The sequence below is a fragment of the Fictibacillus nanhaiensis genome (assembly GCF_036213205.1).
In the GTDB taxonomy this organism is placed as follows: Bacteria; Bacillota; Bacilli; order Bacillales; family Fictibacillaceae; genus Fictibacillus; species Fictibacillus nanhaiensis_E.
The window spans coordinates 1-13,423 of record NZ_JARMFC010000005.1; the positions used below are offsets into that span (position 1 = coordinate 1).

At 39.1% G+C, this 13,423-nt stretch carries 13 protein-coding genes; all 13 read right to left on the reverse strand.

Going from position 1 to position 13,423, the window contains the following annotated elements; all coding sequences use genetic code 11:
* Positions 1 to 61: 61 nt before the first annotated feature.
* Positions 62 to 1,249: a cell division protein FtsZ gene (gene ftsZ, locus P4V41_RS04450; RefSeq protein ID WP_328083593.1), complete on the reverse strand. Its 1,188-nt coding sequence runs from the start codon at positions 1,247 to 1,249 to the stop codon at positions 62 to 64.
* Positions 1,250 to 1,281: 32 nt separating this feature from the next.
* Entirely contained in the window at positions 1,282 to 2,565 is a 1,284-nt protein-coding gene (gene ftsA / locus P4V41_RS04455) for a cell division protein FtsA (protein ID WP_328083594.1), read from the reverse strand.
* Positions 2,566 to 2,701: 136 nt separating this feature from the next.
* On the reverse strand, positions 2,702 to 3,055 hold the full coding sequence (locus P4V41_RS04460; protein WP_328083595.1) for a small basic family protein: 354 nt from the start codon (positions 3,053 to 3,055) through the stop codon (positions 2,702 to 2,704).
* A 1-nt stretch (position 3,056) separates the two neighbouring features.
* Positions 3,057 to 3,764, reverse strand: a complete 708-nt coding sequence (locus tag P4V41_RS04465) for a DUF881 domain-containing protein (RefSeq protein ID WP_328083596.1) — start codon at positions 3,762 to 3,764, stop codon at positions 3,057 to 3,059.
* A gap of 5 nt (positions 3,765 to 3,769) precedes the next feature.
* Positions 3,770 to 4,465, reverse strand: a complete 696-nt coding sequence (locus P4V41_RS04470; protein ID WP_328083597.1) for a DUF881 domain-containing protein — start codon at positions 4,463 to 4,465, stop codon at positions 3,770 to 3,772.
* Positions 4,452 to 5,225 carry a cell division protein FtsQ/DivIB gene (locus P4V41_RS04475; RefSeq protein ID WP_328083598.1) on the reverse strand — a complete coding sequence of 258 codons (774 nt, stop codon included), beginning with the start codon at positions 5,223 to 5,225 and terminating at the stop codon, positions 4,452 to 4,454. The genes P4V41_RS04470 and P4V41_RS04475 overlap by 14 nt, the downstream gene beginning before the upstream one ends.
* A 225-nt stretch (positions 5,226 to 5,450) precedes the next feature.
* Entirely contained in the window at positions 5,451 to 6,362 is a 912-nt protein-coding gene (gene murB / locus P4V41_RS04480; protein WP_328083599.1) for a UDP-N-acetylmuramate dehydrogenase, read from the reverse strand.
* A 78-nt stretch (positions 6,363 to 6,440) separates the two neighbouring features.
* On the reverse strand, positions 6,441 to 6,668 hold the full coding sequence (locus P4V41_RS04485; protein ID WP_328083600.1) for a hypothetical protein: 228 nt from the start codon (positions 6,666 to 6,668) through the stop codon (positions 6,441 to 6,443).
* A gap of 281 nt (positions 6,669 to 6,949) precedes the next feature.
* Positions 6,950 to 8,017, reverse strand: coding sequence for a stage V sporulation protein E (gene spoVE, locus P4V41_RS04490; RefSeq protein WP_419181288.1), 1,068 nt, complete (start codon positions 8,015 to 8,017; stop codon positions 6,950 to 6,952).
* Between the two features lie 69 nt (positions 8,018 to 8,086).
* Positions 8,087 to 9,439 carry a UDP-N-acetylmuramoyl-L-alanine--D-glutamate ligase gene (gene murD, locus P4V41_RS04495; RefSeq protein ID WP_328083602.1) on the reverse strand — a complete coding sequence of 451 codons (1,353 nt, stop codon included), beginning with the start codon at positions 9,437 to 9,439 and terminating at the stop codon, positions 8,087 to 8,089.
* The gene (gene mraY, locus P4V41_RS04500) at positions 9,440 to 10,414 is read right to left on the reverse strand and encodes a phospho-N-acetylmuramoyl-pentapeptide-transferase (RefSeq protein ID WP_197127651.1); all 975 of its coding nucleotides are present in this window, start codon (positions 10,412 to 10,414) and stop codon (positions 9,440 to 9,442) included.
* A complete protein-coding gene (locus P4V41_RS04505) occupies positions 10,411 to 11,793 on the reverse strand; it encodes a UDP-N-acetylmuramoyl-tripeptide--D-alanyl-D-alanine ligase (RefSeq protein WP_328083603.1) in 1,383 nt (460 codons plus the stop codon). Before P4V41_RS04505 ends, mraY begins: the two co-directional genes overlap by 4 nt.
* On the reverse strand, positions 11,790 to 13,256 hold the full coding sequence (locus P4V41_RS04510; RefSeq protein WP_328083604.1) for a UDP-N-acetylmuramoyl-L-alanyl-D-glutamate--2,6-diaminopimelate ligase: 1,467 nt from the start codon (positions 13,254 to 13,256) through the stop codon (positions 11,790 to 11,792). Before P4V41_RS04510 ends, P4V41_RS04505 begins: the two co-directional genes overlap by 4 nt.
* Positions 13,257 to 13,423 lie beyond the last annotated feature (167 nt).

A 13,423-nucleotide genomic window follows, 5' to 3' on the forward strand; every position in this document is an offset into this window, starting at 1 on the left:
GGGTTTGTCTACGTTCTGAAGCATGCTCTCTAAAATAGAGAACATGCTTTCATTTTTATATTTATCTTCTTCTATTACGACTGCGGTTACGCAAGAAAGTTGGAATATCAAGCGTATCTGAATCAGCATTCGTGTAAGAGGTATTTCTTGATTCTTGGCTCTCTTCACGAGTTTGCCCTTGTTGAGACTGACTTTGCGGTTGAGATTGAGTTTGAGAAGAATGAGACGTATTAGAAGTAGGAGCTTGCTGCATTCTAGGGCGTTCAGCTCTTTGTTGGTTATTAACCATCTTCTCCGTTTCATCAAATCCAGTCGCAATAACTGTAACTAGGATCTCATCTTTTAGTTCTTCGTTAATTACGGAACCAAAGATCATGTTTACTTCAGGATCTGAAGCAGATGAAACGATATCTGCTGCTTCGTTCACTTCATAAAGACTCAAGTTAGCTCCACCTGTAATGTTCATCAATACACCTTTTGCTCCATCAATAGATGTTTCAAGAAGTGGAGATGAAATAGCTTTCTTTGCAGCTTCAGCGGCACGATTCTCACCAGTACCTACACCGATACCCATAAGTGCAGATCCACGTTCAGTCATGATTGTTTTTACATCGGCAAAGTCAAGGTTGATCAATCCTGGTACAGCGATTAGATCCGAAATACCTTGTACACCTTGGCGAAGAACATTATCCGCTTCACGGAAAGCTTCTAGCATCGGAGTATTTTTATCAACGATTTCAAGCAATCGATCATTTGGGATTACAATTAAAGTATCCACTTTCTCTTTTAATACAGAAATTCCACCAACTGCTTGAGTAGAACGTTTACGTCCTTCAAAAGTGAATGGTCTTGTAACAACTCCTACTGTAAGTGCGCCAAGATCTTTAGCGATCTCTGCAACTACAGGAGCAGCACCAGTCCCTGTACCGCCGCCCATTCCAGCTGTTACGAAAACCATATCAGCACCGCTAAGCGCTTCTTCGATCTGTTCACGGCTTTCTTCAGCTGCTTTTTTACCGATATCAGGGTTTGCACCCGCCCCAAGTCCTCGTGTTAATTTCGTTCCGATCTGCATTTTCACAGGTGCTTTAGAAAGATTCAAGGCTTGAGCATCTGTATTTACACAGATGAATTCTACACCTTGTACACCGTGTTCGATCATACGGTTAACGGCGTTGCTTCCGCCGCCACCAACACCAATAACTTTAATTGTCGCCAATTGATCCATATTCATATCAAACTCTAACATGAGCGTTCCTCCTAATGACTAGTTCCTTAATGTTATTCGAAAAATAAACCAAACCAGTCTTTGACTTTTGATTTCATGCCACCGGATTGTTTTTCTTGGCCCGATTTTTGGCTGGATTGTTGTTTCTTTTTAGGTAAAGGTTCTCCAGCGTTATCAACTAACGCAGTGGCAACTTCTTTTCCTTGAACTTTAATATTTTTGTGAGTGAATTGGATTAATCCAACCCCTGCTGTAAACTTTGGTTCTCTAACTCCGATATAATCTGGCAATGAAACGCGTACGTTCTGCTGGAAGATATCTTGAGCGAGTTCAAGTACTCCTGGAATTGCAGCAACACCGCCTGTAATAACAAATCCGCCAGGCAGTTCGGAATATCCACGCTGATGCAATTCATCATCAATCATCTCAAATATTTCAGCCATACGAGCTTCAATAATTAATGAGAGCTCGTACTGCGAGATTTCTTGTTCTTGTGAAGATCCAATTTGCGATACAGTAAATGTCTCATCTTTTGACGCATAATCCACGAAAGAATGACCATGCTTCAGCTTGATCTTTTCTGCATCTTCAGCAGATGTTCTTAACCCGATCGAAATATCTTTTGTTATAAAGTCTCCACCAATCGGAAGGACTGAAGTTAATTGCATCGTGCCTTGGTCAAATACAGAGAGTGTAGTAGAACCGCCACCAATATCAATAAGGGCTACACCAAGCTCCATCTCATCACGTGAAAGTGCAATCGATGATGTTGCCAATGGCTCTAAACAGATGTCTGCAACTGTAAGTCCAGCTCTTTCTACGCATCGTAATAAATTATGTAAGATTGTTTTGGAACCTGTTATCACTGTTCCTTCCATCTCAAGGCGGACACCTAACATACCTCGTGGATCAATAATCTCATCTGTACCGTCAACAATAAATTGTCGTGGGATCACATCGATAATTTCGCGTTCTGGAGGCACTGACATAACCTGAGCTGCCTCTATTACTCTAGCAATGTCATCATCACCAATTTCTCGGTCTTCTTTTGATACCGCAACTACACCGTGGCATGGCTGAAGTTGAATATGGTTTCCTTTTACACCTACAATTACTGCATTTATAGGAATACCTAACATTCTTTCTGCTTGCTCTACGGCTTTTCTTATGGAACGAACAGTTTCGTCAATATCTACAATGGAACCTTTTCTGATCCCAGCTGATTTTGCATGGCCAACACCAATAACATTAAAGGACTCACTAGTCATTTCTCCAATGATCACTTTAATATTGGATGTACCGATGTCTAAACTTACATAAATTTCATTGCTGTTCATTCTGTGGCACCTCCTTACCTTTCATCCAATAAATCTTCTTAAATTTTTAAAAATCCCTTAATTTGCACTTAATTATGGAATAAATTCCACAAACAACGGGTTATCCCTCTTTTTTTTTACCGTTTTTTCAAATTTTTTAGGCCTTTTTGCGCGAATCTGACCATTTAGAAATCATTAAGCGTCTAATAACTGCAATATTATTAAACAACCTAACACCAAATGCAAAAATTGCAGCTAGATACAGGTCAATACCAAGGTGTACCCCTAAGTATGCGAGCCCTGCAGCCAATAAAATGTTAAAGAAAAAACCTGTAATGAACACTTTATCTTCAAAACTGCCTTGAAGATGTGCACGTATACCTCCGAATAAGGTATCCAGTGCAGCTAAGACAGCGATTGATAGATAGTTTGCATATTCTGGAGGGACCCGAATATCAGACATGAATCCTAATAGTAGACCTAATAATAGTCCAAGTACCGGCAACCACATCTTACGTTTCCTCCTTTGCCGGTTTCATAAACTTCACCTTCATATCTTTATCGAAAGCTGGCAAAATAACTTTAGCTGTTTGTTTAGATTCGACAAGAAAATTTTCACGGATAAACTCCTCTACAGCTGGTGAAGCAATAATCTTTTGATGCAGTTTTTCATTGTTTTTTGCCAAAACTCTGATTTCAATCGGAAATGATGAAACAGGCTCATTGTTTATGTATATGTTTCCATTCACTTCACGGATTGGAGTTTTGGATACGACACGTTGTCCATCTATGCTGATCTCGTTTGCATCGTATCGGTTTAATTCATTTACAAGTCTTCTAAGCATATCAGGATCTATTTTAGGAACAGGTTGATCTACTCCAATTAGCTCTTCATTAAAAGGTTCGATCGTTATTACGATTCCTTGTCCGCTAATCGTGGTTAATCCTGCCTGTTTTTTTAAATCCCATAGCGCTTTTTCCATTGCTTGGATTTTTTCGTCTTTCCCGTCACCTTTATATTGGTTTAGGAGTTCACTATAGCGTTCAAATTCCTCATTAAGCTCCTGCTGACGCTGTTTTTCTTTTTCCAAATCGGCTCTTAATTCCCATAAATCTCTTGTATCCCGAACAACAGGATTGTTTGTGGTCTCAAATTGGATCGCCAGCATTCCGCCAAGTATGAGGGCAATTGATGCGAACATGAATTGTCTTTCTTTCAACTGACTCATCCCTCTTCTGTAATAAATGGCTCCATCTCGATCGCGCTTTCTTGCTCCACTCTTACTTCTACTCCATCATTGACAATTTTATCAACGATATATAGATTCAAAGATTTCTCTAGGGTTGTGGAATTCCCGATTGCTGTTATAACAAAGGGCGCAGGATATTGGTTACCATCCACAGAAACGACAGGTCCGATACAAGCGATATACGTATCATGAGAGATCCTTTGTCCGTTTATCGCAATTGCTTCTGCGCCTGATACGTGAAGTTCGTCTATGACACTTCTTATATGTTCTTCATGGACGATATAATCGTTAGGGTTCTCCCCTTCCGGTATATAGGAGGAGTCTTGAAGAGTAACTTCTACCCCCTCCCCTTTCACTTTTACGTTTCCTACTACCATTCTGAGCTCTTTTAAATCTTCTACTAGTTTAGAAGATATCTCCTCTTGATCTGCTAGCTTATTTTCTTTCTTCTCAACATTTTGCTGCAGACTTTGAAGGTCGCCTGCTATTTCTCTATTGGTTTTTTGAAGATTTAATATTTGGCTTCGCAATGAATCTTCTTTTTTCCATTCATTGTTCTGCACAACATTTTGCTTTTCGATCTGTGCTCTCTGATAGGAGAAAGATAATATGAACCCGGTAACGAGAAGGATTAAAGATAGAAAAAGATGCGTCCCTTTAATTTTGCTCATTACTTTCCTCCACTTGGTTGTATCGTTCAAAACGTGTGCTGATTCCTAAATAAAAAGTTCCCTTTTCGTCAGACTTTAGCTCGCTCACTAAAGATGGATAAGCTGTCAGCCTTTCTGAGAACTTTGAGATCGTTGTTACCACTTTGTTTCCATCCGTCATAAACAACGTTAGTTGGTTTGGACTATTGGATGAAGGTGTATGTGTGATCTCTGAAATACGATGAATGATTCCTTCAGGCAGCTTTTGCAGTTCCTGAGCCATCACCTCTAGTTGTTCTGGATCCCTCCAGCTGACAATTACAGGTGCATTTACAGGTCTCTCATTTTTCTTAAGAGGTTCTAACATCTTCCCGTTCTGAAGCATTGGGTAATATATGTTCTCTTTCCTGAAATAGCCGACACGTTGATATTCACTCACTTTTATTACAACTTGGTTAAAAAATTTCTTTTGGATGGATACGGAACTAACTTCAGAGATACCTTCTAGACGCTCCATGATTTCATCCTCAGATACATTTAAATACTTTGTACTTGTTGAGATTTTACTTTTTTCAAGAATCTCATTGTTGGTTACAAAATAGTTGCCTGAGACGGTAATTTTCTTCACATGACTAAGATCAGATTGAAAATAAACGACGACCAACAATAACAGGAAGAAAAAGGACAAGTAATAAATAAGACGACGATTTGCTTTTTGTTTGCGATGTTCTTTCAGCTTCGGAATTCGGTCCTCAATCTTGACAACCTTTACCTTGTCCATCCTCTTCCTCCGTTTTATAAGTTAGTACAAGAAGCATTAACAGTTGACAGAAATAAAAGAACTTGGCTGTTAGACGCCAAGTCTTCAAAAGGTACTGATAACAGTCCAACTGTCAGAAGATAACGAAATGTATGGTTCGTTTAAACGTCAAAAGTTAATTTTTTCTTGTTCTTTGTATTATAGCACGGATAAGCCGCAATTCAGCACTATTTATCCAATTTTTTGTTAATCATTTCTACCAATGATCTCAACTTCTGTATGAAGCTCAACCCCATGCTTCTCTTTGATCGTTTTTTGTATAAAGCTAATTAGATCCAGCACGTCTTTTGCTTTTGCATCTCCAGTATTCACAATAAAATTAGCATGCATCTCAGAAACTTGTGCACCGCCTACTTTAGTTCCTTTAAGCCCTGATGTCTCAATAAGATGTCCTGCATAATTTGGTAGCGGATTACGGAACACACTTCCACAGCATGGAAAGTTCCAAGGCTGAGTGTTTCTGCGATAATCTTTATTCTTTTTAAGCTCTGCCATAATGGTCTCTTTATCACCTTTATCCAAAACGAGGATAACTTCTACACAGATCCCACCTGTTTCTTGAAGGATAGAAGTTCGATAAGAGAAGTTCAGTTCTTCGTTAGAAAGCCATTTAAGCTCACCGTCTGGTAATAAAATCAAAGCCTTCTCAACAATCTTTGACATATCAGAGCCATGAGCACCTGCATTCATGAATACAGCGCCACCAACTGATCCTGGTATACCTGCCGCAAATTCAAGACCTGTATATGCTTCACGTGACATTAAAGTCGCAAGCGGTATAAGCGAATATCCTCCGCCGACTCTTATCGTGTTATCATCTTTTTCAAGGTGGTTGATCCCCTCCCCTACTTTAATGACAACACCTTCTATTCCTCCATCAGCAACAAGAAGGTTAGATCCTCTTCCGATTGCACGTATCGGTGCGTTCGCTTCTTTTATAAAACTTAATGCTTTCTTTAGACTTTCAATATCTTTCGGTTCATAAAAGAGATCAGCCGGTCCTCCAATTTTTAATGTAGTGTGATTTTTTAATGGTTCATTTACAAGGACAGTCCCTAGATCTTCACTTTTTAATTTCTCAGCTAATTGGCTATACATGATTAAAAACCCCCTACGTTCATACGCATCGTTCTATTTATATGCTATGCGTTAATCTTTTCCATGTTTTCATTGTCCTTAAACATCGACAAAGTAGTATTCGTCAGAACTAACGATTTTGTTTCTTATTTTTGAAAAACGACGTCTGATTACCGTTGTCGTTCTTGAATGTGGTTGATTTCCGTTACAGGATGCTCGCTTTCCGCGGGGCAGGCGGTGAGCCACATTCGTACGATTCTCGTATAAGTGTCTCACCTGCCTAGTTGCAGTGGCTAGCCCCTCGAGGTCAAAAGCTAATTGGTCCACAAGGCAAAGTACGCCTTGCTAGCCCATTCACCATTTGCTGGTCGGGGCTAACGAGCCACTTTCACTTTTAGGACTGCCCGCCTGTCCCGCAGGAGTCTCGGATCCTTGCACTACAATCAACTGTCTTTGGAGACAAGAATTTAAGAGCAGAGACTAGAGTATAAGAAACAATTACATTAAAAAACAAATACAGAAAAAGAAGTTACCCTGCCATAATTGACAGGGTAACGTCTTTAAATCGCTATTTTTAGAATAAGAGAATTTCCTTTGAAACTCAAGTATTAATACCTTGAATAACGGCTAATATTGAGGATTACTCCAATTGAAGCAAGCATCAGAGTTAATGAAGATCCTCCATAACTTAAAAACGGCAACGTAATTCCAGTTACGGGCATCAAACCTGTTACAACCCCGATATTAATCATTACCTGTATGGCGACCATCCCTATAATTCCTATCGCTAAAAAGCTACCGAAAAGATCTGGGGCACCTAAGGCAATTCTAATTCCACGCCATAAGAGAAGGCTAAACAAAATCAATACAAAAACAGCACCGATAAAACCGAGCTCCTCAGAGAGAATCGCAAATATAAAATCCGTTTGGGGCTCAGGTAGGTAACCGAACTTTTGTCTACTTTGCCCTAAACCTAATCCAAGCAATCCACCTGGTCCGAGTGAATAAAGAGATTGGATAATTTGAAATCCGCTTCCTAATGGGTCACTCCATGGATCGAGGAATGAAGTAATCCTCTTCATACGGTATGGAGCAGAAATAATTAATCCTGCAAGTCCGATAACACCGATTAAAGCCATACCTACAAAATGAGAGATTCGGGCACCTGCAACAAAAACCATCACGATACTTGTTCCGACCATCACGGCTCCTGTTCCTAGATCTGGCTGAAGCATGATCATGCCAAATGCAATCATCACTAATCCGAGAGTAGGTACTAAACCTTTTTTCAGGGAAGTGATCTTTTTCTGATGCTCTGATAGATACTTAGCTAAAAATGTGATCATGGCTAATTTCATAAATTCAGACGGCTGAATGGAAAAAGCACCTACACCAATCCAGCTTCTCGCACCGCCTCGAACCATTCCAATACCAGGGACAAGTACAGCGATCAATAAAACAAAACAAATAATCAGGAGAATCTTTGACCAGACTCTCCACGTCATATAATTGATGTTCATGATAAAAAACATCGCTGCAATACCTACACCGGCAAATAACAGTTGTCGCTTTGCAAAAAAGAACGCATCATTAAACTTGTATAGTCCTAAATCTGCACTTGCGCTATAAACCATTATGATACCAATCGATAACAACATTAGCGTAACTACGATCATAATAATATCAGGGGTTGATCTCGTTGCAGGCAATGGGAAACACCTCAACTCTTCTTATTTGTACAAACCTTATTTAAGTTTATGCACAGAGTTGATAAACATGTCCCCTCTTTGTTCGAATGTCTTATATTGATCCCAGCTTGCACATGCAGGGGATAATAAGATAACGTCTTCTTCGTCTGATAGACTATACGCAAGGGGAACAGCATCTTCCACATTATCAGCACGTTTTATCGTTTGTATTCCTGCTTGTTTCGCTGTTTCCGCTAATTTTTCTGCTGTTTGACCAAAAGTAACGATAGCTTTTACATTTTTGAGTGACGGAAGCAGGTCATCAAAAGAATTTCCACGATCAAGTCCCCCAGCTAGTAAGACGACTGGTTGTTCAAATGCAGACAACGCTGCATTCGTTGCTAATATATTCGTAGCTTTCGAATCATTGTAGAAACGTCTTCCGCTAAATTCTCCCACATATTGGAGACGGTGTTTAACCCCAGGAAACGAAGTTAGAACCTGATGAATTTGTTTTAAAGTAGCACCGGCCAATAGTGAAGCTGCTACTGCTGCCATAATGTTAGAGAGATTGTGTTTGCCGGGTAACACGATTTCACTCAACTCAATAACTTTTTGCTGTTGAAAATACAGCGCACCTTCTTCAACATAAACGCCATCCTCATATTTCTCTTTTACAGAAAAAGGTACATGTTGAGCCTTAGAATCCTTCATTAAACGAAAGACACGTTCATCATCTGCATTGTAGATCACATAATCAGAGGGATCTTGGTTTTCAGTAATTTTAGCTTTTGCTTTTCCATACTCATCAAGTGAACCGTGGTAATCTAAATGTGCTTCAAATAGGTTCAGAAAGACAGCAATCTGTGGCTTAAAACGCTCTGTACCCATTAATTGAAAACTCGAAAGTTCAGCTACTAATATATCATTCACTGTAGACTTTGCGGCAACCTCAGAGAACACCGTACCTATATTTCCAGCTACGATTGGTGTTTTATCACTGTTTTTTAACATATCACCGATTAAGGTTGTGGTTGTTGTCTTGCCGTTTGAACCTGTAATTGCAATAATTGATGCTTCAGAAATCATACCTGCTATTTCCACTTCTGTATAAACAGGAATGTTTCGTTTAACCGCTTCATCAATCAATGGGTTCTGATAAGGAATTCCTGGATTCTTAACAACGAAATCTAACTGGTCGTCTAGTAATGCCAACGGATGTTCTCCACAAACTACTTTAATTCCAAGCTCTTCAAGTTTTTCTGCTTCAACATTTCCTTCTCTAGGACTCTTGTCGTTCACCGTTAAATGTGCTCCAAAAGAATGAAGCAGTTTTGCACCAGCAAAACCGCTCTTGGCTAATCCTACGATTAATATCTTCTTATCATTAAAAAATGTAGTGTCTTTCATCTATACCCACACCTCTAAATAAATTCCTAATGCTGCAAATACCAATCCTACAAGCCAAAATGTAACGACAATACGCCATTCACTCCAGCCTGACAGTTCATAGTGATGATGAAGCGGGCTCATCTTAAACACACGCTTACGAGTTAGCTTGAATGATGCTACTTGAATCATTACAGAAAGCGTTTCGATTACAAAAACTCCACCAATGATAACAAGTAAAATCTCAAGCTTTGTTAAGATTGCGACCGCGCTAATAGCACCACCTAATGCGAGTGAACCAGTGTCTCCCATAAACACTTTCGCAGGGTGTGCATTAAAAACTAAAAAGCCAAGTACAGCACCAACTACAGCCACACAGAAAATAGCAGCTTCAAATTGGAGAATAGTAGAAGATAACACTGCAAATGCACCAAATGCAATAGCAGCTGTACCTGCTAACAATCCGTCCAATCCATCCGTAAGGTTTACCGCATTAGAAGCTCCGATTAACATGAATACTACTAATACTGGATAAAACCATCCTAGATCAAACGAAAAATCTGTCCCGGGAACTGAAATTTCAGTTGAGAAATCAATGGCTCTTAAACCAAAGAAGAAAAGAGCTGCAATTATCAATTGACCTACTAACTTCTGTTTAGATGTTAACCCAAGATTTCGTTTCTTAACTACTTTAATAAAGTCATCTAAAAATCCAATAAGTCCGTATCCTAAAGTAACAAGGATAAGTAAATGGGTTTCTGCTGTAACTGCAAAAAACTTCGCAGTCATCGCATATGTTGCGATTACAAGGGCTAAGACGATTACGATCCCGCCCATAGTGGGTGTACCTTGCTTTTTTTGGTGAGATTTTGGACCTTCATCACGTATGCTCTGTCCAAATTTTAATCTTCTTAAAAACGGTATAAAAAATGGTGAACTTAATACCGCGATTAAAAAGGAAGCAACTAACGTAAATAATAAGACTTGCTCAATCATTTTTTCGACTCCTGTTCTTCTTCTAAAAATTTCGAGACAAGGGTTTCTAATACCATCCCTCTTGATGCTTTAAAAAGAATAGCAGTGTCTTTTGATAATAAACTAGATATTGGTTCTTCCGCTTCTTCTTTTGTTAGACATTGAATAACTTCAAGGTCTTTACGTTTATGTTTTTTTAATTCATCTGCAATCCAAGCACCTTTTTGTCCCACACATATTACGTGTGAGATCGCATCGTCCACATGCTTAGCCATGTTACGATGCATTTCTTCCTCATTCGAACCTAATTCATACATATCCCCAAGAACAGCGACTTTTTGAGAATAATCCTTTAGTTCACCAAGTGTTTCTAAAGCAGCGATCATACTAGTAGGACTAGCATTATAGGCATCGTTGATAAGAAGAGTATCGTTCTTGCCACTTTTCATTTCAAGCCTCATGGATGTAACCTTAAGACTCTCAAGACCTTCTAATATTTTATTTTCTTCTATGTTCAAATAATGACCTACAGCTATGGCATATGCTGCATTTTTAATATTATGACGTCCTAGCATCGGAATGCGATAAACGGTTGTACCTTCTTCTAAAGTAAACGTTACTCCATTTACATCTGTCTTAAGGTTTGATAGCTTCAGTGTATTTGAATCACCGAATCCAACTTGCAACACGTTCTCACCTTTAACATGTGAAAGCAGCGGTTCATCACCATCGATGATAAACAACCCGCCTTGCTTTAGACCATCTGCAATCTCAAGTTTAGCTTTAGCGATTCCTTCACGACTACCAAGTTGTTCAAGATGACTTTCACCGATATTCGTGATAACAGCAACATCTGGCTCTGCGATCTTACTCAAAAGAGAAATCTCTCCATAATCACTCATACCCATTTCCAGGATTAGTACTTCTGTATTTTCTTCCATCGCAAGAATAGTTAGAGGCATTCCAATATGATTATTGTAGTTTCCCTGTGTTTTAAATGTCATAAAGTTTGCTGACGAAACACTTTCTATCATATCTTTTGTGGTTGTTTTTCCGTTACTGCCTGTTACAGCTACAACTACAGGGTTGATCTTCTTCAAGTAATATTTTGATATTTCTTGTAAAAACTTCACAGTGTCTGTTGTGTATAGAACTGGAAAATCCTCTGGTAATCCTTCTGGAAGGTCTTTACCTTCCTGCCAGACTGTGGCTGTACATCCTTGCTGAATCGCATTTAGTAAAAAATCATGACCATCAAATCGCTCGCCAGCTATAGGCAGGTATAATGCATTCTCACTCTTAAATCTTGTATCTTTTGAAACACCTTCTAATATAAGGTTCTCATACTTTCCACTCGTCCGATCTGCTAATGAGACCAGCTCTTTAAAATCTAACTTCATTTTTTCACCGCCTTAATTGCTTCCCTTGCTACGACTCTATCATCAAATTCTAATATGTCTTTACCTATAATCTGATATGTTTCGTGTCCTTTACCGGCTATAAGTATAACATCGTTTTCTCTAGCCTGTTCAACTGCATGTTCAATTGCTTTTTTACGGTCAGGAATGGTCACATAATTTCCTCCATCCACTCCCTCTTCCATATCTTTTAAGATTTGAAGAGGATCTTCTGTTCGCGGATTATCACTTGTGAAGATAGCTTGATCAGCTAAATTAGCTGCAATTCCTGCCATAATTGGCCGCTTTGTCTTATCACGGTCACCACCACACCCAACGATCGCCGTAATTTTTCCTGTAGCAAATTCTTTAATGGTTCGTAACACATTTTCTAAACTGTCTGGCGTGTGTGCGTAATCAACGATAACAGTAAAATCTTGACCTGCTATTACGGGTTCGAATCTGCCTGAAACTCCAGATACTTCTTTTAGACTTGTAAGAATTTGATCCAAATCTAATCCAGATAACAAACATGCTGTTGTTGCTGCAAGCACATTATAAACGGAGAACTTTCCGATCAGCTTCAAAGTAACATCTCTTGATCCGACCGGTGTATGGAGCTTAAACGTAGTCCCTTGAGAACCGATCGTTATATCGGTCGCTCGAACGTCGCTATCATTATCAATTCCATAAGAAATAACCTGTGCCGATGTTACTCTTTCAAACATTCTTGAAGCTGGATCATCGTTATTAAGAACAGCGACTTTACGATCTGATTTGTTATAAGTATTACCCATTTGAGAAAACAGAAGACTCTTTGCAAATTGGTATTCTTCCATATTTTTATGGTAGTCCAAATGATCTTGTGTCAAGTTTGTAAATACAGCGATATCAAAGTCACATCCCCATACTCTTCCTTGAACAAGAGCATGAGAAGAAACCTCCATAACAGCTGCCTCTACTTTTTCTTCGGTCATCTGATAAAAGGCATTTTGCAAGAATAATGAATCAGGTGTAGTATTAGCTACCTTAAAGCTTTGATCTTTTATTTTCATTTCAATCGTACCGATCATTCCGGTGCATTTCCCGGCATCGCTTAGCACTTTTTCAATGAGATGTGAAGTTGTTGTCTTCCCATTCGTACCAGTAATTCCGATCAAATGCAGTTTCTGAGAAGGATGTCCATAAAAGGCATCCGCTAAAACCGCGAGTGCTTTTTTTGTGTTTTTTACTTTGATAACAGGAATGTTAACATCGATATCTTTCTCTGCTAGAATAGCGGCAGCTCCGTTATTTGCTACTGTTTTGGCAAAATCATGTCCATCAAACAGAAGTCCTTCCATACACACAAAAAGACAGCCTTTCCCAGCTTTTCTGGAATCCATTTCAACGGAGGTAATTTCAGGATTGGCTTGGATATCCATTTCATAGTTCACTAAATATGTAAGAAGTTCTTTTAATTCCATTAATCCTGATCTCTCCTCTAATCATCGTTATGCCTATAATTTTAAAAAAGCGTTGTTATCGCATATGCTGTTGCTCATAGAAAAGGGCAATTCACCGTGTTAACTTCATTGGCTTTAAAGGGCTGAACGTAAGACCTTTCTAGAAAAGAGCTATAAATATGCATCTT

Coding starts and splice junctions, on each gene's coding strand:
- ftsZ (WP_328083593.1), bottom strand. CDS start 1,249: ATGTTAGAGTTTGATATGAATATGGATCAATTGGCGACAATTAAAGTT.
- ftsA (WP_328083594.1), bottom strand. CDS start 2,565: ATGAACAGCAATGAAATTTATGTAAGTTTAGACATCGGTACATCCAAT.
- P4V41_RS04460 (WP_328083595.1), bottom strand. CDS start 3,055: ATGTGGTTGCCGGTACTTGGACTATTATTAGGTCTACTATTAGGATTC.
- P4V41_RS04470 (WP_328083597.1), bottom strand. CDS start 4,465: ATGAGCAAAATTAAAGGGACGCATCTTTTTCTATCTTTAATCCTTCTC.
- P4V41_RS04475 (WP_328083598.1), bottom strand. CDS start 5,225: ATGGACAAGGTAAAGGTTGTCAAGATTGAGGACCGAATTCCGAAGCTG.
- murB (WP_328083599.1), bottom strand. CDS start 6,362: ATGTATAGCCAATTAGCTGAGAAATTAAAAAGTGAAGATCTAGGGACT.
- spoVE (WP_419181288.1), bottom strand. CDS start 8,017: ATGATCGTAGTTACGCTAATGTTGTTATCGATTGGTATCATAATGGTT.
- murD (WP_328083602.1), bottom strand. CDS start 9,439: ATGAAAGACACTACATTTTTTAATGATAAGAAGATATTAATCGTAGGA.
- mraY (WP_197127651.1), bottom strand. CDS start 10,414: ATGATTGAGCAAGTCTTATTATTTACGTTAGTTGCTTCCTTTTTAATC.
- P4V41_RS04505 (WP_328083603.1), bottom strand. CDS start 11,793: ATGAAGTTAGATTTTAAAGAGCTGGTCTCATTAGCAGATCGGACGAGT.
- P4V41_RS04510 (WP_328083604.1), bottom strand. CDS start 13,256: ATGGAATTAAAAGAACTTCTTACATATTTAGTGAACTATGAAATGGAT.